General features: G+C 53.3%; 27 protein-coding genes. 17 read left to right on the top strand and 10 right to left on the bottom strand.

Annotated elements, in window-relative coordinates; genetic code table 11:
* Position 1 precedes the first annotated feature (1 nt).
* The 3 genes from SynA1528_RS05015 to ruvA are packed head-to-tail and all read right to left on the bottom strand — an operon-like array spanning position 2 to position 1,360.
* Complete coding sequence (locus SynA1528_RS05015; RefSeq protein WP_186587974.1) at positions 2–418, bottom strand: PAM68 family protein; 417 nt, start codon at positions 416–418, stop codon at positions 2–4.
* A gap of 11 nt (positions 419–429) precedes the next feature.
* A complete protein-coding gene (gene rpsO / locus SynA1528_RS05020; protein WP_186587975.1) occupies positions 430–699 on the bottom strand; it encodes a 30S ribosomal protein S15 in 270 nt (89 codons plus the stop codon).
* Between the two features lie 55 nt (positions 700–754).
* Complete coding sequence (gene ruvA / locus SynA1528_RS05025) at positions 755–1,360, bottom strand: Holliday junction branch migration protein RuvA (RefSeq protein ID WP_186587976.1); 606 nt, start codon at positions 1,358–1,360, stop codon at positions 755–757.
* 154 nt (positions 1,361–1,514) lie between these two features.
* Between ruvA and SynA1528_RS05030 the strand changes: the two genes are divergently transcribed.
* The 11 genes from SynA1528_RS05030 to SynA1528_RS05080 all read left to right on the top strand — a co-directional run bounded on the left by SynA1528_RS05030 (position 1,515) and on the right by SynA1528_RS05080 (position 9,940).
* Complete coding sequence (locus SynA1528_RS05030; RefSeq protein ID WP_186587977.1) at positions 1,515–1,823, top strand: cation:proton antiporter subunit C; 309 nt, start codon at positions 1,515–1,517, stop codon at positions 1,821–1,823.
* A complete protein-coding gene (locus SynA1528_RS05035; RefSeq protein WP_186587978.1) occupies positions 1,823–3,367 on the top strand; it encodes a proton-conducting transporter transmembrane domain-containing protein in 1,545 nt (514 codons plus the stop codon). Before SynA1528_RS05030 ends, SynA1528_RS05035 begins: the two co-directional genes overlap by 1 nt.
* A 454-nt stretch (positions 3,368–3,821) precedes the next feature.
* Positions 3,822–4,076, top strand: a complete 255-nt coding sequence (locus SynA1528_RS05040; protein WP_186587979.1) for a hypothetical protein — start codon at positions 3,822–3,824, stop codon at positions 4,074–4,076.
* Position 4,077: 1 nt separating this feature from the next.
* A complete protein-coding gene (locus SynA1528_RS05045; protein ID WP_186587980.1) occupies positions 4,078–4,344 on the top strand; it encodes a monovalent cation/H(+) antiporter subunit G in 267 nt (88 codons plus the stop codon).
* A 2-nt stretch (positions 4,345–4,346) separates the two neighbouring features.
* The gene (locus SynA1528_RS05050; RefSeq protein WP_186587981.1) at positions 4,347–4,883 is read left to right on the top strand and encodes a hydrogenase subunit MbhD domain-containing protein; all 537 of its coding nucleotides are present in this window, start codon (positions 4,347–4,349) and stop codon (positions 4,881–4,883) included.
* Entirely contained in the window at positions 4,880–5,593 is a 714-nt protein-coding gene (locus tag SynA1528_RS05055) for a Na(+)/H(+) antiporter subunit B (protein ID WP_186587982.1), read from the top strand. The genes SynA1528_RS05050 and SynA1528_RS05055 overlap by 4 nt, the downstream gene beginning before the upstream one ends.
* A 2-nt stretch (positions 5,594–5,595) precedes the next feature.
* Positions 5,596–6,369 carry a potassium channel family protein gene (locus SynA1528_RS05060; protein WP_186587983.1) on the top strand — a complete coding sequence of 258 codons (774 nt, stop codon included), beginning with the start codon at positions 5,596–5,598 and terminating at the stop codon, positions 6,367–6,369.
* A complete protein-coding gene (locus SynA1528_RS05065; protein ID WP_286187911.1) occupies positions 6,345–7,124 on the top strand; it encodes a phosphosulfolactate synthase in 780 nt (259 codons plus the stop codon). The genes SynA1528_RS05060 and SynA1528_RS05065 overlap by 25 nt, the downstream gene beginning before the upstream one ends.
* A gap of 72 nt (positions 7,125–7,196) precedes the next feature.
* The gene (locus tag SynA1528_RS05070) at positions 7,197–8,090 is read left to right on the top strand and encodes a substrate-binding periplasmic protein (RefSeq protein ID WP_186587985.1); all 894 of its coding nucleotides are present in this window, start codon (positions 7,197–7,199) and stop codon (positions 8,088–8,090) included.
* A 15-nt stretch (positions 8,091–8,105) separates the two neighbouring features.
* Positions 8,106–9,488 carry a cation:dicarboxylate symporter family transporter gene (locus tag SynA1528_RS05075; protein ID WP_186587986.1) on the top strand — a complete coding sequence of 461 codons (1,383 nt, stop codon included), beginning with the start codon at positions 8,106–8,108 and terminating at the stop codon, positions 9,486–9,488.
* Positions 9,488–9,940, top strand: a complete 453-nt coding sequence (locus tag SynA1528_RS05080) for a hypothetical protein (protein WP_186587987.1) — start codon at positions 9,488–9,490, stop codon at positions 9,938–9,940. The genes SynA1528_RS05075 and SynA1528_RS05080 overlap by 1 nt, the downstream gene beginning before the upstream one ends.
* Here the strand turns inward: SynA1528_RS05080 and SynA1528_RS05085 are convergent, their stop codons facing one another.
* On the bottom strand, positions 9,941–10,828 hold the full coding sequence (locus SynA1528_RS05085) for a DMT family transporter (RefSeq protein ID WP_186587988.1): 888 nt from the start codon (positions 10,826–10,828) through the stop codon (positions 9,941–9,943).
* A 58-nt stretch (positions 10,829–10,886) separates the two neighbouring features.
* On the opposite strand from SynA1528_RS05085, the gene dnaG reads away from it, so the two are divergent.
* Genes dnaG through SynA1528_RS05105 form a run of 4 tightly spaced genes read left to right on the top strand, consistent with a single transcriptional unit; the run spans position 10,887 to position 14,545 of the window.
* Positions 10,887–12,938 carry a DNA primase gene (dnaG, locus tag SynA1528_RS05090; protein ID WP_186587989.1) on the top strand — a complete coding sequence of 684 codons (2,052 nt, stop codon included), beginning with the start codon at positions 10,887–10,889 and terminating at the stop codon, positions 12,936–12,938.
* Positions 12,939–12,979: 41 nt separating this feature from the next.
* A complete protein-coding gene (gene arsB, locus SynA1528_RS05095) occupies positions 12,980–13,990 on the top strand; it encodes an ACR3 family arsenite efflux transporter (RefSeq protein WP_186587990.1) in 1,011 nt (336 codons plus the stop codon).
* Between the two features lies 1 nt (position 13,991).
* Positions 13,992–14,249: a hypothetical protein gene (locus SynA1528_RS05100; protein WP_186587991.1), complete on the top strand. Its 258-nt coding sequence runs from the start codon at positions 13,992–13,994 to the stop codon at positions 14,247–14,249.
* The gene (locus tag SynA1528_RS05105) at positions 14,249–14,545 is read left to right on the top strand and encodes a hypothetical protein (protein ID WP_011127906.1); all 297 of its coding nucleotides are present in this window, start codon (positions 14,249–14,251) and stop codon (positions 14,543–14,545) included. Before SynA1528_RS05100 ends, SynA1528_RS05105 begins: the two co-directional genes overlap by 1 nt.
* 22 nt (positions 14,546–14,567) lie before the next feature.
* On the opposite strand, the gene SynA1528_RS05110 is transcribed toward SynA1528_RS05105, so the two are convergent.
* The gene (locus SynA1528_RS05110) at positions 14,568–15,848 is read right to left on the bottom strand and encodes a Y-family DNA polymerase (protein WP_186587992.1); all 1,281 of its coding nucleotides are present in this window, start codon (positions 15,846–15,848) and stop codon (positions 14,568–14,570) included.
* Position 15,849: 1 nt separating this feature from the next.
* Positions 15,850–16,281: a LexA family protein gene (locus SynA1528_RS05115; protein WP_186587993.1), complete on the bottom strand. Its 432-nt coding sequence runs from the start codon at positions 16,279–16,281 to the stop codon at positions 15,850–15,852.
* Between the two features lie 96 nt (positions 16,282–16,377).
* Between SynA1528_RS05115 and SynA1528_RS05120 the strand changes: the two genes are divergently transcribed.
* Together SynA1528_RS05120 and SynA1528_RS05125 are read left to right on the top strand one after the other, a co-directional pair.
* On the top strand, positions 16,378–17,151 hold the full coding sequence (locus SynA1528_RS05120; RefSeq protein ID WP_186587994.1) for a calcium-binding protein: 774 nt from the start codon (positions 16,378–16,380) through the stop codon (positions 17,149–17,151).
* A gap of 57 nt (positions 17,152–17,208) precedes the next feature.
* Positions 17,209–17,598 carry a DUF8680 family protein gene (locus SynA1528_RS05125; protein ID WP_186588290.1) on the top strand — a complete coding sequence of 130 codons (390 nt, stop codon included), beginning with the start codon at positions 17,209–17,211 and terminating at the stop codon, positions 17,596–17,598.
* Here the strand turns inward: SynA1528_RS05125 and SynA1528_RS05130 are convergent.
* The 4 genes from SynA1528_RS05130 to SynA1528_RS05145 are packed head-to-tail and all read right to left on the bottom strand — an operon-like array spanning position 17,567 to position 19,520.
* Complete coding sequence (locus tag SynA1528_RS05130; RefSeq protein ID WP_186587995.1) at positions 17,567–18,169, bottom strand: 2OG-Fe(II) oxygenase; 603 nt, start codon at positions 18,167–18,169, stop codon at positions 17,567–17,569. The genes SynA1528_RS05125 and SynA1528_RS05130 overlap by 32 nt on opposite strands.
* A gap of 4 nt (positions 18,170–18,173) precedes the next feature.
* On the bottom strand, positions 18,174–18,608 hold the full coding sequence (locus tag SynA1528_RS05135) for a 23S rRNA (pseudouridine(1915)-N(3))-methyltransferase RlmH (protein ID WP_186587996.1): 435 nt from the start codon (positions 18,606–18,608) through the stop codon (positions 18,174–18,176).
* Complete coding sequence (locus tag SynA1528_RS05140) at positions 18,605–19,027, bottom strand: hypothetical protein (RefSeq protein ID WP_186587997.1); 423 nt, start codon at positions 19,025–19,027, stop codon at positions 18,605–18,607. The genes SynA1528_RS05135 and SynA1528_RS05140 overlap by 4 nt, the downstream gene beginning before the upstream one ends.
* A gap of 4 nt (positions 19,028–19,031) precedes the next feature.
* Positions 19,032–19,520 (bottom strand): pentapeptide repeat-containing protein, encoded by a 489-nt coding sequence (locus tag SynA1528_RS05145; RefSeq protein WP_186588291.1) that lies wholly within the window; start codon positions 19,518–19,520, stop codon positions 19,032–19,034.
* Between the last annotated feature and the right edge of the window lie 59 nt (positions 19,521–19,579).

Genomic DNA, 19,579 nt, shown 5'->3' on the forward strand with positions numbered 1-19,579 from the left:
TTCAGTCGGTCTTGCTTTGCTGCTTCTGAGCTTTGATCGACTGGCGCATCCTTTGAACGTTGGGTGTCAGATTCTCCAGACCCAGCAATGAACCGGGCTGTGGATCCCAGCTTGAACTCAGCACTCCGAAGCTGAGACCCACGAGCCCGAGCAGGAAGAAAAAACCGGACCCTGCGAGCGTAAGACCCGGTGCGATGTCTGCAACTCCCTTGGTGATCAGCAGATAGCTCCCGACAAACACACCCATGCCTGCGACGGTCGGTAAACCGGTGAAGACGGCCACGCGCCGGGCCATCCGGTCAGCGACATATCGCGGAATGGCTTCCTGACGGATGGCTGGATCACTAGCTCCGCTACTGGACCCCACTTTCCTGGCCCCCTTGGGTTCAAAGGGCAGTGACTGTCGGTCCTCAGGCATGGTGCGCTTGCTTAGCCGCGGATGCCCAGTTTGGCGATGATTTCTGTGTACCGTTGTTCGTTCTTGTTGCGCATGTAGCTCAGCAGGCGCTTGCGGCGTCCAATCATCTTCAGCAGCCCCTGGCGTGAAGAGAAGTCGTGGATGTTGTTCTGAAGGTGGCTGCTGAGGCGGTTGATCCGCTCGCTCAGCATGGCGACCTGGACCTCAGCGGAACCCGTGTCGGTGCCGTGGGTCTGGTGGGTGTTGATCAGCTGTTGCTTCTCGGTGGTATCAAGCGACATGCGCGGGGTGCAGCCCTGTCAGTGCAAACAACTATTTTACCCGGTCAAGGGGCCCTCACTCCGACATCAGTTGGATACAGGCCCTCAGCCAGGCGTCGTCGTCTCCACCCGGTGGGCCTCCCCTGTCGTTGAGCCGTTTGAGAGCGGAGTGGATTTCTTCGGTTTCGTAGCCGAGGGTCTCCAATGTGGGGATCAGCTCCTGAGAAGCGGGATGGACCTCTGAGGGCTGACCATTCCCAAAGTCAACTCTGTCCTCCAGTTTTGAGCGCAGTTCGAGTGCCATGCGCTCCGCGGTGCGTTTTCCCACCCCCTGGGCACGACAAAGGGATTTGATGTCGGACTGGACTAATGCCCTCAGCAGCTCTTCCAGTTCGAGGGCATCAAGGAGGGCCAGTGCGGCCTGTGGTCCAACACCGCTCACCCCGATGATGTCACGGAAGAGATCCCGCTCCGCGATGGATGCAAATCCGAAGAGTTGAAGGCTCTCAGCGCTCACCACTTGATGAACCCATCGCTCGTAATCCCTCTCAGTGATGAGGGCGCTCCAGTCCCGTTGAATCAGTTGCACTTCGTAGCCGATTCCCCCCGTGACAATTAGCGCAAAGCTGCGACTGCCTCGTTGAAAACGGTGCTTGATACTTCCCCGTAACCAGCCGATCATGGCTAACTGTCTATGGCTAAATCTTAAGGGTTGCCTCGCGAAGATGGGATTAACAGTCTGTAGTCAATGCTTGACGTCTAATAAACCAGGACTATGATTCATACGAAAAAGAATCTTAATGGTATTAACTCCTGAAAAATTAAGATTAATACCCATGGTGGTGCTGATTGTGATCGGCTGCTTTGGTCTGCTGACTTCGAAATCGATTCTGCGGTCGCTCTTTTCGCTTGATGTGATCGATACAGCAACAATTAGTATTTTTGTTCTAATTGCCGCGTCGGCCGGGTCTCAAACACCAATTGTTTCTGATTTTCGCTACAGCTCCTATTCGGATCCATACCCGCAAGCCATTATTTTGACCGCAATTGTGATTGGTTTTGCTGCCCAAGCACTTTTGTGTTCGATTGCCCTTCGCCTAGGGCGTAGCTCGCCATTACTGCGATACAAAAATCTGGAGAAATGATGGAATTAAGCATTCTTTTCCCGGCTTTAATTTTTTTGCCAGCAGCCCTAGGCTTTTTAGGTTGCATTTCTCCAAGGATAGTTTTTCCGATAAGTATTGCAATGCTGCTTTCTTACGCAGCTCTCGCAGTAAATTCAATTAATTCTGATTTCTCTTACGCATTCACCCTGATCGGCGATGGTGGAATTCAGTTTTCAATTGACCAATACACCTTTCCCTTGGTATTTGGGAGTTCCGTCACACTCCTGATTTCTTTCGGCCTTTTCTACAAGAAATTTTCTCATTACTTTTACCAAGTCTGCTTAGTTCTTTTTACGGCTTTACTAATTTCATTTAGTACTGTTGATCTGGTCAGCATGTTTATTGCATTAGAGCTGGTTGGATTTGCAGCATTCCTGCTCATTGCTGATCGTAATGATAAAAAATCTTTGTTCAATTCTTTTCAGTATTTAATCGGTGGCGGATTGGCCATGCTGATTTATTTGGTTGGAGTTGTGCAGGCATTTACCTATACCGGCACCTTTCTTATTGCTGACCTTGTGCGTGCTCCTGAAACAGCACTTTGTTTGATTGTTGCAGGCCTACTCACAAAATCTGGTGTTTTTCTTTGCGGGCTTTGGGTTCCTAATATTTACTCCCATGCCAATTGCCAATCTTCAGCAATCCTGTCTGGATGTGTGACCTGTGCTGGAATAGCTCCAATTGCACGGATGAGTCAAACTCTCGCACCAATTGGAGATTCCATGGTGGTTATTGGTGTCATTAGTGCCGTGGTTGCTGCAATTTATGCAGTTTTTGAACGTGAGAGTGGTCGCGCTCTAGGCTGGAGTTCTGTATCACAACTCGGAATTGCAATTTTGTCACCGACCTATGCGTGTATTTATGCGATGCAGCATGGGATTTGCAAAGCCCTTCTATTTTCGACGTTACACACAAATTCAAGCAGTCAATTACCCCATAACTCTCACAGCGCACTTGGACATCACGGTCATCAGTTGTCTACGAAGCATCCACCGATAGAGGAGTTTCTCCGGGTTTTAGTGTTTGTCATTGCCAGTTTATCAATTATGGGTTTTCCCTTCTTAACTGGCTTTGTCACAAAAAACTGGGTCAAAAGTGACTTACCATATGAAGCCAAAATTATTTACACTACTGCAGCATTATTAACATCGACAGTTTACGCACGTCTGATTTACGATAGAACATCTCATTACATCAAAAATTATGGAACGAAATCAATAATTAATCTCCAACACATTAGTCGTAATGTTATTGATATTCTCTCTACGCCCAGACTTTGGATTTTGATATTCTCCTTTTCGCTTTTAATTGCTTATTCCTTTACTCAAACAGACATTTATTACGCTTCTTCGATAAGTTCTGCAATCACTTCTGCAATTCTTGGTGGAATTCTTTTTGTCTCCGTGGTTGGAATCCAAGCTGATGAATTCGTCAAACCTGTTACGAGGACTTTGGATCTCGTGGGAGCGCCTTTTCTCGTCGCAGCTCTTTTGCTGGCCAATCTCCTGTATTTAAAAATCTGATGGCAAATTTTCTAAGACTGTGCCTTGTTTTGATTTTCCGGCTGACGTGCTGGTGCCTTGTCACATCAAACCTCGACCCTAAAAACATTCTATTTGGCCTTCTTATATGCATTTTAATTCCATTTGGTGACTTCAGAAAGCTTCAGCTTAATGTCCTCATCCCAGAAATACTATTGACTTTGAGATTGCCAATCGATATGTTAAAGGAAAGCATTCAATTAATGTTCATCTCTGAACCTTGCGACTCATTTGTAGAGGAAAAGGTGAGCGATCGCGCTCGAAGAGGTTCCAAGTATGCCGAGTTTCTTGACTTGTTCCGTATAACATTTACTCCAATGTCATTGGTCACACGCCGTAAGGATGTGGACTCCTGGAGAGTGCATCTTGTCGTTAATTCTACTGAGGTCAACTCAGAAGGAGGTGATCAAGCATGACTACGATACAAGCCGTTCCAGTGAGCGTTGTTGAGTATGCAGTTATTTACGGCATGCTAGTTATAAGCATGGTTCCTGTCATTGCTATTTCACGCACAAGAGATACCCCTGAAAGAATCGCATATGCCTCTAGTTTCGGAAGTAAATTAGCTTTAATCATTATCACAGCGGGCATCTTTCGTGGTGATTGGATGATTGGTTGTATTGGAGCTTTCATTCTTATTGTTGGGGATGCAGGAATGTTGATTCTTTCCCTTTTGGAAATGAAAATTTAACATGTTAGAAAATACTTCTACTTCTATTGTCTTTATTGGTCTTGTTTTCTGGCTCTGGGGAACTTTGCCTATTTTAAATCGACAACATTCAATCTTTTATAAATTACATACTCTTACTGTCGCTGACAGCGTTGGTTCACTTCTCATTATTTCCGCTTTATTGTTGAGGGCACCTCAATACTGGCCTCTGTTCCTGGTAACAGCTATTTCTCTTTCACTGTGGAATACTGTTCTCAGCTACATCCTTGGCAATACTTCTGATCGTTAATCATGACTGAATACCTTCGAACGCTACTGCTCTTTCCATTTGAGCTTCTTCTTCCTGTTCTGGGACTGTTGCTGATTCAGTCCGAGTCGCCTATTAATAGTTTAATATATCGCTCATTTCTCGGAAGCATTGCCGCTCTTATTTATGCACTTATTGGTGCTCCAGATGTTGCTCTAACAGAGGTCATGGTTGGCACTCTCCTCTCATCATTGATTTATATTGTCACGATACGTTCCTGCTATACAGTCGTTATAATCGTTGACCGAAGTTCCCCTCCTGATACTGCGTTAAAAGACTCACTCAAATTAATTTTTGACGAACTCCATCTTAAAGTTGTTTATCAAGAGGAGGATATGACTGAATCAATGGAACACAACTTTCAGTTCCTCTCCTCATCAAAACTATCTGGCTCCCCACATACACTGATGTGTAGAACAACATTCTATGTTGAAGTTAAAACTTTGTTAGACGATATTTGTCAAACTACTGCATACAAGCAAAATACTGCACTCTTTCAACTGAAGGAGGCGTTCTCATGACAATCCTATCCAATCTTCGTCGATTCAGGTTCACAACTGAAGTAGCAAAATCTGCTCTTTACCTTGCTGCTATTACAGCAGTGATGGCTATGATCCTATTTACGCGAGATGACTCCATAGCTCGCGATACTGAACAGATTGTTCAATACTTATCTGACTATACGCAGATTCCTAACGTTGTAACTTCAGTCATTCTTGGGACAAGGCTCTTCGATACGATCGGTGAGGTCACTGTATTTACGATTGCTGGTTTAGGTGTGAAGATACTTCTTCACGACGAAGACGCTGAAGAGCAGTTCGTGGGAATTGATGACCAAGTTATTCGTCTTTTGTTGGACTTTGCGGCACTTTTGAGCTGCTTCCTTGCCATCGATCTTGCCGTTAAAGGGCATTTGACGCCTGGTGGTGGATTTGCCTCTGGTGTTGCCGGTGCTACATCAATTACACTCCTTATGATTACAGGGCGCATTCAGACAGTGGAAGCCTTCTACTTCGGAGCCAACGCCCCTGCTGTTGAGAAAATAGCCGTTGTTCTATTCATTCTTGTCGCCTTATTTACCTTCAGTTCTTTCCTTGTATCTGATTCTGTGTTTGCATCAATACCTCCAACAATTTATATTCCAGCTCTTAACATCATTGCTGCATTGAAGGTTACTATAGGTTCTTGGTCTATATTGCGTCTTTTCATTGTTAAGAGAGGGGTTCTCTAGTGATGGCCTATAGAGAGTCGGATGACTGGTACTTCGGTGATTACCTAGGCCGTATGCCTGGCCGTAGTTATTCACTATTTCTAAACTTTGTTATTATACTACTGTTTGCGCAAATTGCTTTAACAACTGAACCAACTGCTCACAGCAAGACTGGCGATATATTCCTTGATTTTGCCCTTGAGCTCATTGAGATTTTTTTTGTATGTGATTATATTGGTAAAATTGCAAACTCTTGGTCTAGATCTGATTACGGCCTGAAAAACCTTTTTGCCATACTATTTTCAAGGTTTGCTTTAATTGATTTTGCTCTTGTGTTTTTACTATTGACAGACTTATTTGATAATGATTCTTTTGTAGTAATTTTTACATATGTTTTCAAGGCGCTTTTGTCAATGTACTTTTCTAGTTTTCAATCTGTCATCAAGCGCGTCGGATTTATCGTTCTTGATTCACCTGCGTATACTTTTTTCCCGCTTGTCTTGCTCTCAATGGTGACCTATATAATGGCATTTTGTATTTATTTGTTGGAGAGAACAAATGATGCTGAACACTTCGGTTCGATTGTACGAGCTTTTTGGTTCTCTATTGTCACGATGACAACTATTGGATATGGCGATGTTACACCTACGACTTCGCTCGGAAAAATTCTTGCCATTGCATTCGGTATCATAGGGATTGTATGTGTGGCATTGTTGACGGCAAATATTCTTGAAGCAAATTCAAAATTTAATGAGCTCCAGTCTGATGCAAAATGCAAAGGTCTGACTCTGAATTAGCTGTGTTTCAGAATGATCAAAGATCTACTCGAGACCATTCCCTTAATCACGTGCTTGACGTTGGCACACCCTATAAGATATTCGAAGCATATATATCATCCTATTCGCAATTCATAGACTTCATTAAATTTGGCTGGGGAAGTGCATTGATTGATCCTGAGTTTAAGTTGAAGAAGCAATTGTGTGATGAGTTCGATATTGTTCCTATGCTCGGAGGTACCTTTTTTGAATATATGATTCACCACCATAGTTTCAACCATTTTATTGATACTGTCTCTAGCTTTGGGCTTAAATGCGTGGAATTAAGTCGAGGAACGATTGACATTGAGGATGCTTTATATGCATCATATATTAAGTCTTTAGTGACTGATTTTTTTGTGATGAGTGAGGTCGGACGTAAGTCTGCACATCCTTCCTTGGCTCTTACTTCTTCACAATGGCTTTCTCATTGCGAATTATCTGCCAATGCAGGAGCTTCCTTGGTGATTTTGGAATCTCGGGAGTCTGGACGATCTGGTTATGTTTCGACAAGCGGTGATGTTAATGCTGTGATGATTGACTCGATCACAAAAGTAGTTCCTGTGGATTCTCTTCTTTTCGAAGCTCCTATCAAATCGGTGCAGACTTTCTTGATCAAGCGATACGGGGCTTCGGTTAACCTAGGGAATTTGGCTTTGTCAGACTTGATGTCTGTTCAGTCCCTGCGATTTGGGCTCCGCTCAGACACATTACTTGATGTTCAGGAAAGTCTTTAGACGTGCTTTTCGTGTTTGTTTGATCCATGGTCATTCCCCTACTTTCCGCCTATCATGAGTTAGTACATTACCTTGAAAAAAGCGGTGGCAAGAGTTACTAGATTTGCATTTGTCCTTTTAATTGGAATAATATTTTCTCTTGGCTTTACTTTTCCTTTGAACGTCGAAGCTGCTGAAAATAGTTTTATCAATGATATTCAGCAGCGCGGTTTTCTAAAGGTTGGCTTGCCACCTTATAATACTCCCCCCGCTTATTATATTGACCCAAAGACTGACAAACTGTCGGGTTACGATGTAGAGTTGGCGCGGCAATTGGCGGGCAAGTTAGGAGTTAATGTCGAATTTGATCGGACATCTGAGAGCTTTAATTCTCTTGTGAAAAGGGTTGGAGCTGGCGATTTTGATCTGGCAATCGGCAAGCTTGGGCTCACTTATAACCGTTTGTATGATGCATTCCCAATTCAATACCTCAGCTTCCGCCACGCTCTACTTGCGAATCGCAAATTCATTTCTTCCTTAAAGGTTGATCCTGACGATCCTGAATTTGGCAGCGCCCTTAAAAGTTCGCAAATACGTATTGGTTCGATCTCGAACTCTACTTGGGAGACAGAGGCAAGGGTCAATTTCCCTAATTGTGAGTTCGTTGGTTTCTCCAGCTGGGATGAAGCTAAAAAAGCTCTGTTTGATGTAGATCCCAAAACAAACATGTCAACTATTGATGCGATCTATCGTGATGCGACCGAAATCAAGCCAATTGTATATAAAAATCCTGATTTGTCGTTGGATTTCGTTCCAGTTCTCTTTGATGACACTATTGACCGTAAATCTATATACCTCTCGGAAGCTGGGCATATTGCTTTCTCGGACTTTCTGAATACATTCATTCGTCGTGAATGGGGAGAGGTAAAAACTGATCAGCGAATTCTTGATGATTTTCAGTCTTACTACCAGCCATCAATTAATTAATTTCTTCCTTTAGTCATGTCCTTCTCAACCTCTAATAGTTTTTTTCATCGGCTTTTCTCTATTCTTCCTGTACTGCGTAAGCCGCGAAACTTTTTCTTCTATATTCTTCCTTTTTCGATTGTCTTTGGTCGCATTATTCCGCCATCCTATGCATCAGCTTTGAATGAAGCTGGTCTGGCGATGGTTCAACTTATTGCTTTCCCGGCCATTCCTTTGGTCTTGTCGGCGGTGATGATCTCGATTTGTAATATATTTAGTGCGAATAACCGATCACGACTTAGTAGGGTTCGCTTCTCTGGTCGTTTCTTGATATCTCTGTCGTTGACAATCCTCTTGGCTGCTTTGCTAGCCATTCTTCTCTCGATCTATCAGTCGCCAGGTGTGTTGTCGCCAGAAGGTAAATTGTCAATTGGTCGGTTTATGCTTGACATTACTGATATACGTATCGGATCTGCTCTGGTTGATTCGGAAGCTGCGAGTGATTTTTGGATTGCGAAGATTGTTCCAAGTAATATCCTCGCTGATGCGTCACAAGGCCAGACGCTACGAGTGATTAGTGGTTCGGTTTTGGCTGGTATTGCAATGTCAAAGCTCAAGCCTTCTTTAACTGACCCTTTGATTTCAGTATTGAGAAGCGTCAATTCTACATCTGTTCAGGTATTGAATATTGTTCTCAATCTTGCTCCTCTTGTTCTGATCTGTTTGATATCAGGCGCGGTGTCAACCATAAATGCTGAGATTGTTGTCGCCTTGTTGAATTTCACGATCTGTGTATTTTTGACAGCTATAGCATCGCTCGGGATTTCACGCCTTGTTTTTCGGAGATTTACATCCACGAGCGAGCGTGACTCGCTCTCGTCTAATCCCATCGACTCGGTATTTCTGCTCAGTCTTTCGACCGGGAGCAGCATGACTGCCTATCCCTTGATGTATGAAACATTAATCGGAATTGGGAGGGACGAGTCTGAGGTTGAAGCGTCAGCCTCGCTGAGTTTGTTAATCGCTCGCCTAGGCAATGTCACGTACAATGTCATTGCGATCATGTTCGCTTTGAATCTTTATGAAGTAGGCATAACTCCTGTGCGGTTTTTCGAAATCCTCGTTCTAGGTGCGGTTACTGGAATATCAGCAGCAGGTTTGACGGGCGTTGCGACTGTCCCCACCATCGGAGTCGCTCTTGCATACTTCCAGCTTCCTGTTCCACCTGTGCTTGTTCTTCTTCTTGCGATTGATCCGATTCTTACTCTTCCACGTGCTGCGACGACAGGTGTTTTGGCTATGGCCATCTCTGTTATCTCCTCAGGACGTTCTACTTCGACAGAATCTTCTTCGAAGTCTGGATCATCCTTTTCACTTCTCAGTCAGGATGGTGAAGCTCCCTCATTGGAAGGAGGCTGATGAAGCTCCTGCCAGGCATTGTTGAATTGGTTGAAATCCTTAGCAAATTCTTTATTTCTTTGCTGACGGTCTGTCTGTTGACGGCTTGCTCTGTGCGCAATGAACCACCGCGTGCCATTGTCATCGAGGCTTTGCAGTCTCAAATCCTCACGACTCAAGTCTCCATTGCCCAGAGTCTGGACTTAGAGCCATTAGCTTCTGCACCAGATGTCAGTCGTGTTCGCGTTGACCATCAAGAAGCTCTGCAGGTTGATGGAGAGCGTTTCGTTCATCTGGAAGGAAGTTTTGATTGGCAATTGCCTCGAGATAGTGTTCGCGTAGACAGTACTTTTGATCTTTACCTTCAGCGTGGTTCGCGTGGTGAGGGCTGGAATCTGGCCAGACCTGTCACCAGCGATGGTGATGAGGCCCAGCGTTGGTTGCTCTATCCCCTCGGCTTGCCCGCAAGTTGATCAGGTCTGACGGCTGGAGAGGCTGATGAACGAGGCGCTCAGCACCAACGCTGCACCCATGCATGTGAATGCGGTGATCGATTCGTTTAACCAGATCCAGCCCCAGCTCGCTGCAAACACCACCTGCACGTAGTTCAACGATGTCGCCCTCGCCGCCGGCAGGCAGCTCAGCCCCTTGGTGACCCAGATCTGGCCAAGTTGGGTCAAGACACCGACTCCGAGTAACCAGAGCCAGTCCAGTCCCACTGGCCAGACTCCGTTTTGAATCACCATCGGCAGCGTCAAGGGAATTGACACGAGTGGGAAATAGAGAATGATCACCAACGGGTGTTCCTTGGTGGATAAACGGCGGACGCACACGTAAGCCAGGGCCGTAAACAGGGCTCCGCCCAGGGCTGCCATCACGGGTTGTGTTGCCAGTCCGATTTGGCCCGCACCAAGCCATTCCGGCTGGATCACCATCACCACGCCGATCCAACCCAGCACCACGGCGATGCCGATGCGACGACGCAATCGCTCCCCAAGCAACAGCCAGGCTGCACCCGCTGTAAAGGTTGGGTACGTGTACTGCAGAACCGTTGCGGACGCCAGTGGTAGCGAGGTGATCGCTTCGAAGAAGCAGAGGAGAGCAATGCTCCCGCAAATGCCACGCAGCAACAGCAAGCGTCGGTTGCTGCCCAGGGGATTGATTCCTCCGAGCGCCATGGCTGTTCCCGTCAAGGCGATGCTCACAACCGATCGAACCAGCACGATCTCGCTGACGGGGATTCGCCCCCCCAGTTGCTTGACGCACACCGTCATCAGGCTGAAGGCCAATGAGCTCAGAACCAGGGCCCTTGCCCCCTGGATCTCCTGGCGCTGCCACCAAGCCAAGGTCTGCTCATTCATGCGTGTGCTCTAGCTCCTGATGGGTGGACGCGGACCTGTGACTTCGCAGAATGGCCCCATGGTCAATGCCCGTCTTCACCCCCGCACGATCGACGCCGTCAAGGAGCGGGCCGACATTGTTGATGTGGTGGGTGACCACGTTGTTCTGAAGAAGAAGGGACGGGAGTTTGTCGGCATCTGTCCGTTCCACGACGACAGCAAGCCGTCGATGACGGTGTCTCCCGCCAAGCAGTTCTACTACTGCTTCTCCTGTGGTGCCGGCGGCAACTCCATCAAGTTCCTGATGGAGTTTCAGCGACAGAGTTTCAGCGACGTGGTGCTTGACCTGGCCCGGCGCTATCAGGTGCCTGTCGAGACTGTTGACGGCCCTCAGCAGGAGCGGCTGAAGCAGCAACTCTCCAGGCGAGAGAAGCTGCAACGTGCTCTGGCACTGGCGGCTGGTTGGTTTCGCAGCCAGCTGCGCAGTCCAGTGGGTGAGCCAGCCCTTGCTTACCTCACTGAAGCTCGTGGCCTTTCACCATCCACCCAGGAGACGTTTGGCCTTGGCTATGCCCCCGATCAATGGGACGGGCTGCTGAAGCATCTGCAGCAGGTGGAAGGACTCCCCCCTGAGCTCTTGGAGGCGGCTGGTTTGGTCGTTCCCCGCAAAGGTGGAAACGGCTTCTACGACCGTTTTCGCCATCGGGTGATGGTTCCGATTCACGACCGTCAGGGCCGTGTGATCGGTTTCGGTGGCAGGAGTTTGGACGGCAGCGAGCCCAAGTATCTGAATTCGCCAGAGACGGAGGTTTTCGAGAAAGGCAAGCATCTTTTCGGTCTCGACAAGGCCACCAACACCATTCGCAAGCAGGACCGCGCTGTGGTGGTGGAGGGCTACTTCGATGTCATCGCTCTGCATGCAGCCGGGATCACCAATGCGGTGGCGTCCCTTGGAACGGCCCTCAGCAGCCAGCAGATCACCCAGCTCTGTCGCGTCACCGATGGCAAGCGCATCGTTCTCAACTTCGACGCCGACGGCGCTGGCGTGCGTGCTGCTAACCGCGCCATCGGTGAAGTCGAGCAGCTGGCCCTGCAGGGCCAGCTTGAGCTGCGGGTGCTGCATCTGCCCTCCGGCAAGGACCCGGATGAGTTCCTGAAGGACCATGGCGCCGGGGATTACCGGGCCCTGCTTGACCAGGCGCCCCTCTGGTTGGACTGGCAGATCGAACAGGCCCTCGCTGATCGCGACCTGGCCAAAGCGGATCAATTCCAGCAGGCGGTCTCGGCCCTCGTGGCTCTGCTGGGCAAGCTGCCCCAGTCGGCGGTGCGCACGCACTACCTCCAGCGCGTTGCTGAACGCCTTAGTGGAGGCCAGGGCCGACTGGCGCTGCAGCTGGAGGAGGACCTGCGCCAACAGGTCAAGGGGCAGCGTTGGCATGGTCGCTCCAGCCGCCATGACCAACCTGGCGACATCAGTCAGCGGGAGCGCTGTGAGGCTGATCTGCTGCGGCTTTATCTGCATGCCCCCCGACACAGGGGAACGATCCGCCAGGAGTTGCGGCACCGGGAACTGGAGGATTTCGCGATTCCCCATCACCGGCTGCTGTGGGCATCGTTGACGGAACTTGAGGAGACCAACCTGGGAGTTGGTCGCCTGGAAGCCATCAGCTGTGGTGAGGATGACGGGGATGGTCTGGACGGGCTTGATCTGCCCCGTCTGCTCACGGACCAGTTGCTGTTGGAAAACAGTTCGCTGCTGTCTCGGCTGACGCCATTGCTGGAGCCGGGGGAACTGGAGCGTGTCGCTCTGGCGGAACCGCTCGAACAGCTTCGAGGCCTCATGGCACTGCTGGAGCGGCAGAAGAGTTTCAAGCGCTGCCGCCATCTGCTCGAAGCCTGGGGTGGGCAGCGTCTGCAGACTTTGGAAGCCTGCATTGCCGTTTTGGTTCAAGAGAACCAGGAGGATCAGCAGGACGTGGATATGGAAGGTCGCATCGAGACGCTCTTCGAGCAGCTCAACCGTGATGCGTTGCACTACCAGGAGCTCTACTACACCGAGAGAAAGCACATCCAGCACCTCGATCAGCAACGTCGCGGCGGCTTCCAGACGGTTGATGCCTTGTCGGCCTGAACCCCTTGAGCGGAGGATGGTTCTGACCTGATCCCGCGGTGATGGGCCTGTTTGAGCGCTATCTCTCCCTTTGGATTGCTCTGGCAATTGTGGTGGGCGTGGTCCTGGGGGGCCTGCTGCCTGATCTGGCGGCCTGGATCGCCTCGCTGGAGGTGGCCCGCATCAACCTTCCCATCGCCGTTCTCATCTGGGGGATGATTGTCCCGATGATGCTGGCGGTGGACTTCTCCGCCATCGGCGGCATCCGCCAGCAACCACGCGGACTGCTGATCACCGTGGCGGTGAACTGGTTGATCAAGCCGCTCACGATGACGGCTTTGGCCTGGGTGTTCATCCGTGGCGTGTTCGCGGCCTGGATCCCGGATGCCATGGGCCAGGAGTACGTGGCCGGCATGATTCTGCTGGGGGTGGCTCCCTGCACCGCAATGGTGTTTGTGTGGAGTCGCCTCAGTGATGGGGATCCCAACTACACCCTGGTGCAGGTGGCCGTGAACGACCTGATCATGGTGTTCGCCTTTGCACCGATTGCGGCACTGTTGCTGGGGGTGAGTGATGTGCTGGTGCCGTGGGACACGATGATCACGGCGGTGGGCCTGTTCGTGGTGGTGCCCTTGGCGGCGGGTTGGTTGATGCGGGTGTTGTTGAAGTCTCCCGGTCGGATCGAGCGCTTGGAGGCTCAGCTCAAACCGCTGTCGATCACGGCGCTGATCGCCACCGTGCTGTTGCTGTTCATGGTGCAGGCCCAGGCGATCCTGTCCAATCCCCTGGCGATCGTGTTGATTGCGATTCCGCTGATCCTGCAGACCTATTTGATCTTCTGGCTCACGGCGCAGTGGATGCGTCTCTGGGGGCAACCGCGCACGGTTGCAGCCCCCGGCGCCATGATCGGCGCCTCCAATTTTTTTGAACTGGCGGTGGCTGTGGCCATCAGCCTGTTCGGCTTGAATTCCGGCGCCGCCCTCGCCACTGTGGTGGGCGTGCTGGTGGAGGTGCCGGTGATGCTGTCGCTGGTGGCGATCGCCAACCGCAACCAACGTCTGTTCCCCGCCTGAGATGTCTGAATTCTTCGAAGCGATCTGGCACGGCGAGGGCATCGGCGACGGTGCCGACCTGGAGGAAGCTCTCCAGTCCTATGTCGTGGTGAAACCTGATGACGGCGACTGGGTGGAGGCCTGTGCCGCTGATGGGGCGGATCCAGTGATTGAACGCTTTCCTTCCTTTGACGCCTATCTGGACAATGCCGATCCGCTGGAGACCATTGCAGTGTCGCCGCAGATGATTGCTGAGGCGATCGCGCTGTTGCCGGTCTGATGTCGGACGCTCAGCTCGATTTCGCGGCCCTTACGCCCGTGAACCATCTCTGGCCCGCCTTCGTCGAGCGTCTTGGCACCGACAAAGCCCAGCGAGCCGTGCGGCAAGCCCTTGATCTTCAGGGCATGCGTGGCCATGACGGCACGTTGCCGGTTCTGTTTGTCGAAACCGGTGGTCTTGCACTGGCGAGTACCGATCTGGTGCGGGAGCAGACGGGACTCAATGCCCATGGCGATCGGATGGTGCTACTGCTCAGCAGCCGCGATCAGGTGATCCAGTTGCTGCAGCAGGCTTAGAGCTCTGTTCTCTGCTTCCTGCTCAGCGATCGGCGTGCACCACCGGAATATCACTCAGCCGGGTGGTGGCGGTGCGCCCCAGCCGCTCCCGTCGCATCATCCAGCTCGGGTGGATTCCGCAGGCGGCCCACTGCACCGTGCCTCGGCCATAGCGGCGATTGAGCTGGTCAATCGTCCGCATCAGCTGCTCCCGTCGTTGTTGCTGTTCCTCACTCATCGGCACCAGGAGATGGGACTGGAGCAGTTCTGTTCCCTGCAGGTGCTGCATCAGCACCCCCGCCTTCGCCAGCTGCCGGTGTGGCCGGAAGATGCGGTCCACGAGGGGGAGTGCTGCCTCCAGTAGCACGCTGGTGTCGTTGCTGGGCAGATCCAGCCGGGTGCTGGCGGCCTGGCTGTAAAAGGCGGGGATGAAGGGGCTGGTGCGGGTGTACACCGTGAGGGCGGCAGCCCGTTGGCGTTGCTTGCGCAGCTTCTCTGCAGCGCGCACCACATAGGTGGCCACCGCCTGACGCAGTTCCTCCCGTGTCGTGATCGGCCGGCTGAAGCTGCGGCTCACGCAGGTTTCCTGTTTGGGGGCTGGTGCCAGCGCCAGCGGCAGGCAGGCATGGCCGCGCAGCTCCCGTTGCAGCCTCAACCCCACCACGCCGCACTTCGCCCGCAGTTCACCGCTGGGCATGTCCCGCAGCAGGCGGGCGTTGCAAACCCCCCGCAAGCGGCACCAGCGCGCCAGTTTGCGGCCGATCCCCCAGACGTCCTCGATCGCGATGGTCTCGAGCCAGCGATCGGGATCCGTGCCGTGGCCCAGATCGAAGATGCCGGCATGGGCGGGAACCTGCTTGGCCAGGCGGTTGGCCAGTTTTGCCTGGCTTTTGCTGGCCCCCAGGCCGATGGCGATCGGCAGGCCCAGCTCCTGTCGGACCCGGGCCCGCAGGGACCGGCCCCAGGTCTGCAGGTCACCATGCTTCGGACGACGGACGCGCCCGAAGGCTTCGTCGATGGAATAGATCTCGAGTTCTTCGCAGTGGATCTCCAGCAGGCTCATCATCCGCTGGCTCATGTCGGCGTACAGGGCGTAGTTGGAACTGCGCACCACCACGTTCTGGCGTTCCAGCTCCTGACGAGCCTTGAAATAGGGAGTCCCCATTGCAATGCCGAGGGCCCGGGCTTCAGCGCTGCGGGCCACGATGCAGCCGTCGTTGTTGGACAGCACCACGACGGGTTTGCCGATCAGGCTGGGGTCGAGGCTCTGTTCGCAGGAGGCGTAGAAGTTGTTGCCGTCGATCAGGGCGGTGGCAAGGCTCATGTCAGAGCGGATGGATCACGTGGATGGCCACCCCCCAGATCTGCACGTCACCGCATCGATGCAGCTCCAGGGGCGGATAGGCGGGATTGGCAGCCTCCAGGCGCAGGCGGCCCTGGTGCTGGGTCAGGCGTTTGAGGGTGAACTCCCCATCCAGCACCGCCACCACCACCCGCCCCGGCCGTGGGTCCAGGCTGCGGTCCACCACCAGCAGATCGCCGTGGTGAATGCCGGTTCCGAGCATGGATTCACCGCTGACGCGCAGAAAAAACGTGCTGGTGGGATGCTGAATCAGCTGCTCGTTGAGGTCGATTCCCACCTCCATGTAGTCATCGGCCGGTGAGGGAAAGCCGGCGGCCACCCGCTCACCGGCCAGAGGGAGGGCTAGGCGCGAGCGTCGATGCTGGAGGGGCAGCGGGCCGTGCAGGAACTTCACAGGCCATCATGGTAGTACATCTGTACTGTAGTCAGCCTGGTCTGTGCTGGCGTGCCGCCGTTAATTTGTTAATTCAGGTTTTCTCGAACAAACGTGATGGCGGAGGTTGTGCCGTCGGCCCTGGGACAGGCGTTTTATCTCAGCCCTGAATTTTCAGCTCTGACCGTCGAGACCAGGGATTACAGGCTCCATCCCGTCCTCGGAGGAATCAGCAGCACCCGTTGGCATGCCTATCAACGGTTTGAACGGCGCCAGTCGTATCTGGTGGAGCAGTTGGCCAATCAGCCGATGGCAGCGTCGGCGCTTCAGCTGGTCGGTAAGACCGGCGACGGATCTGCAGGCCCGGAGCCCCCAAAAAGTTGGGCCATCCAGCGGGTCCAGTCGAAGAAAGCGCGTTTGAAGGAGCAGGGCGTCCTGGAAGGCCAGCGCGGTCGAAATCGGCTGATCGGCAGCCGTGGAGACGATGTCCTGATGGGCTGGGGCGGACGAGATGTGCTGATCGGGGGACGGGGAGACGACCTGTTGTCCGGTGATGCAGGAGCCGATGTCTTTCGCTTTCGTCGGGGCGATCGTCGCGGTCAACAACCCCACACCGACACGATCGTTGACTTCAATCCAGAGCAGGGGGATCGCCTCAAGATCGCAGGCGTCCGTCGGGATGTCGGAATGGAGGGGTTCTCCGGTCAACCGGGGGAGATTCAGGCCATGGTCTTGATGGCTGATGTGCTGAATGACGGGGAGGGCAGCCTGGAAACCTGGAGAATTCAGGGTGTGACCCTGGCCATTGATGACGATGGGGATCAACGCGTCGATGGTTTGATCGAGCTGCCGGGACTCGGCGAGTGGCGGACGGACTGGATGATCGTTTGAGAGGGGCTCGGCTCAGGTCCTGTTTTCGGGAGGATGCACGATTCCGATCCCAACGGCATGGCTGACGCTCCATACCTGGTTGCTCTGGCTCTCTTCGATCAAGGCGGCAAGCGCGCCATGCCACTGGCCGGCAAGTCCCAGACTGAAGTGGTCGCAGAGGGTGAGGCGCCGGGATCGCTCGGCAAGGAGCTGGCCCTGGATCTGCTGCTGCGGGTGTGGCAGCGCAGCGATGAAGGTCCCCTTCAGAGGGCAGCGGCGGCGGCGAGCCTGCTGCTGGTGGAGTTGCCGATGGAGCGCCTGCCGGAGGACCTGCCGCAGATTAAGGCCGGCTGGCTCAGCAGTGGTGACACAACCACCTGTCTGAAGGCGCTGCAGCGGATCTCGTCCAGGGCCTGGAGAGTGTCCAGCGAAAAGTTCAAACCGGTGGCGCTGACGCCGATGTGGTGAGGGGCTCCTGAGCCCAGATGTTCACGGCCACGGAGTAACGCTCCCCTTCAAAAGCATTTATCCGGTGCAGCAGTCCGGGGGAGAAGAGCACAAGGCGGTTACGCACCGGGGGGATCGAGATCACGGAACGGAACTGAGGCAACGGACCCGTATGGCCTGTGGGGATGGGTGGGTTGTCCGCCAGCAGCAGCTCCCCACCGACGCAGCTCACATGGGGATAGAAAACTGTGGACAACAACGGCAGCACATAGGCGCCGCTGCGCCGCCCTTCAATCTCGTCCTTGTCGATGTGCCAGTCGAGATCGTTGTTGACGTTGCACCACCACTCCACCCCAGCCCGCTGGGTACAGAACGGATTGGTGACAGGCAGTAAATGGTCGGTGAGGAAGCGCTCCATCAGCTGTCGCTGCTCGGGAGCATGGATCGAGCGCATGGTGCGTCCATCGTCAGCACGCCAGCTGAACAGGGCGTCACCGGGATGGATCTGCTTGAGCTCCCCATGAACCAGGCAGAGCTGCCGCAGGGCCCCCAGCAGATCCGTCGGAAGCAGGTCGTCGACCACGTGCAGCATCGGCTCAGGCGCGGTGGTAGGGGCTTCCTTGCAGGATCGCCTGGGCGCGGAACAACTGCTCGATCAGCATTAACCGGGCCAGCTCATGGGGGAAGGTCATCGGCGACAGGCTCAATTGCCACTGGGCACCCTGCTTGAGAGCCGGGGTCAATCCATCGGCGCCACCAATGACGAAGGCGAGCCGTTGATTGCCAAGCGTCTCAAGACGTTGCGCGAAGGGGATGGATCCGACAGCAACCCCCTCTTCCATCAAGGCGATCAGATGCTCATCCGATCGGAGATTGGCGCGGATGGACTCCGCTTCCTTGTCGGGCGTGCTGTCTCGGATCTCGATGATCTCCAGTCCGGGAAGACGTTTGCAGTAGAGCGCGATGCCGTCCTGAATCCAACCGCGGCGGACTTTGCCCACGGCCAGGATGCGACAACGGGATGGGTTCAAGGGTTGTCCTCGTCGTCCTCCAGCAGCAGCTGGCCAAAGGCCACGTAGAGACTTTCCTCTTCACTCCCAGGTGTGACCTTGGCAGGTTTTGGGCGCGTGTTCTTTCCTTTGCCGGAACTTGCCTTCGGCAGCGGCGGAAGCTCCTGGGCCAGGCCTGACCGGCTGCCTTCGGTTGATGGCTGGGGGCTGCGCTTGGCCTCCAGTTGTTTCAGCCGGGCCATGAGGTGTTCCGGCACCGTTCCGTCCTCACTGACCTTCATCAGTTCGCGGAACAATTCCTCAGGGTTGTCCTCGGTTTCCACCTTGTGGCGCACCTGCTGTGCCTTCGGGCTCGCGGGCGGTTTCGGTTCTGGCAACGCTTGGGGAAGCGTCCGGCCGAGCTCGCGCAGGCGATCCAGGCTGCGGGGGTCGAAACTCATCGGATCAACTGCAGCCGAGGCTGTCCCGGGTGGACCGTCCGGTGACCGGATTCGTGCCTTCTGCGACCGAACACAGACTCTTGAGTTGATCGCCCCGCATCGGAACGTCGGTGAAATCAGCTCCGCTGATGATCACGTCCACGAAGCGGGTGTTGAAGGCGAAGGCTCCTTCCAGAACGGCGTTGGACAGGTTGGTGCCCGTCATCACCGAGGCATCCAGGGTGGCCTCCCGAAGATCCGTTCCACTCAGGTCTGCATCCTGAAGCTTGGCGCCGTAGAGCGATGCCCCCCTCAGGTCTGATCCGGACAGATTCGCCTCGCGCAGGTTGCTCAGGTTGAAGGTGGCGCCGCGCAGGTCTTTACCGGAATAGTCCGCCCCGATCAGAACCTGCTTGGCCACGTCCATGGCTGCACTGACTCGAGCGGGAGCAGTCAGGACAAGCAGCAGTCCGAGGACTGCAACTCCAACAAGAGACAACAGGCGGGAACGCATCCGAAGCACCAGTGACATCGAAACCTTAATGGTCTTGAGCAAGGGGGAATGCTTCAACG

Origin of the sequence: Synechococcus sp. A15-28 (genome assembly GCF_014280175.1) — a bacterium.
Lineage (GTDB): Bacteria > Cyanobacteriota > Cyanobacteriia > PCC-6307 > Cyanobiaceae > Parasynechococcus.

Excerpts from the sequence above, each read along its gene's own strand:
- SynA1528_RS05015 (WP_186587974.1), bottom strand. The coding sequence starts at position 418 with ATGCCTGAGGACCGACAGTCACTGCCCTTTGAACCCAAGGGGGCCAGG.
- rpsO (WP_186587975.1), bottom strand. The coding sequence starts at position 699 with ATGTCGCTTGATACCACCGAGAAGCAACAGCTGATCAACACCCACCAG.
- ruvA (WP_186587976.1), bottom strand. The coding sequence starts at position 1,360 with ATGATCGGCTGGTTACGGGGAAGTATCAAGCACCGTTTTCAACGAGGC.
- SynA1528_RS05030 (WP_186587977.1), top strand. The coding sequence starts at position 1,515 with ATGGTGGTGCTGATTGTGATCGGCTGCTTTGGTCTGCTGACTTCGAAA.
- SynA1528_RS05035 (WP_186587978.1), top strand. The coding sequence starts at position 1,823 with ATGGAATTAAGCATTCTTTTCCCGGCTTTAATTTTTTTGCCAGCAGCC.
- SynA1528_RS05045 (WP_186587980.1), top strand. The coding sequence starts at position 4,078 with ATGTTAGAAAATACTTCTACTTCTATTGTCTTTATTGGTCTTGTTTTC.
- SynA1528_RS05050 (WP_186587981.1), top strand. The coding sequence starts at position 4,347 with ATGACTGAATACCTTCGAACGCTACTGCTCTTTCCATTTGAGCTTCTT.
- SynA1528_RS05055 (WP_186587982.1), top strand. The coding sequence starts at position 4,880 with ATGACAATCCTATCCAATCTTCGTCGATTCAGGTTCACAACTGAAGTA.
- SynA1528_RS05060 (WP_186587983.1), top strand. The coding sequence starts at position 5,596 with ATGGCCTATAGAGAGTCGGATGACTGGTACTTCGGTGATTACCTAGGC.
- SynA1528_RS05065 (WP_286187911.1), top strand. The coding sequence starts at position 6,345 with ATGCAAAGGTCTGACTCTGAATTAGCTGTGTTTCAGAATGATCAAAGA.
- SynA1528_RS05075 (WP_186587986.1), top strand. The coding sequence starts at position 8,106 with ATGTCCTTCTCAACCTCTAATAGTTTTTTTCATCGGCTTTTCTCTATT.
- SynA1528_RS05080 (WP_186587987.1), top strand. The coding sequence starts at position 9,488 with ATGAAGCTCCTGCCAGGCATTGTTGAATTGGTTGAAATCCTTAGCAAA.
- SynA1528_RS05085 (WP_186587988.1), bottom strand. The coding sequence starts at position 10,828 with ATGAATGAGCAGACCTTGGCTTGGTGGCAGCGCCAGGAGATCCAGGGG.
- dnaG (WP_186587989.1), top strand. The coding sequence starts at position 10,887 with ATGGTCAATGCCCGTCTTCACCCCCGCACGATCGACGCCGTCAAGGAG.
- arsB (WP_186587990.1), top strand. The coding sequence starts at position 12,980 with ATGGGCCTGTTTGAGCGCTATCTCTCCCTTTGGATTGCTCTGGCAATT.
- SynA1528_RS05100 (WP_186587991.1), top strand. The coding sequence starts at position 13,992 with ATGTCTGAATTCTTCGAAGCGATCTGGCACGGCGAGGGCATCGGCGAC.
- SynA1528_RS05105 (WP_011127906.1), top strand. The coding sequence starts at position 14,249 with ATGTCGGACGCTCAGCTCGATTTCGCGGCCCTTACGCCCGTGAACCAT.
- SynA1528_RS05110 (WP_186587992.1), bottom strand. The coding sequence starts at position 15,848 with ATGAGCCTTGCCACCGCCCTGATCGACGGCAACAACTTCTACGCCTCC.
- SynA1528_RS05120 (WP_186587994.1), top strand. The coding sequence starts at position 16,378 with ATGGCGGAGGTTGTGCCGTCGGCCCTGGGACAGGCGTTTTATCTCAGC.
- SynA1528_RS05125 (WP_186588290.1), top strand. The coding sequence starts at position 17,209 with ATGGCTGACGCTCCATACCTGGTTGCTCTGGCTCTCTTCGATCAAGGC.
- SynA1528_RS05130 (WP_186587995.1), bottom strand. The coding sequence starts at position 18,169 with ATGCTGCACGTGGTCGACGACCTGCTTCCGACGGATCTGCTGGGGGCC.
- SynA1528_RS05140 (WP_186587997.1), bottom strand. The coding sequence starts at position 19,027 with ATGAGTTTCGACCCCCGCAGCCTGGATCGCCTGCGCGAGCTCGGCCGG.
- SynA1528_RS05145 (WP_186588291.1), bottom strand. The coding sequence starts at position 19,520 with ATGCGTTCCCGCCTGTTGTCTCTTGTTGGAGTTGCAGTCCTCGGACTG.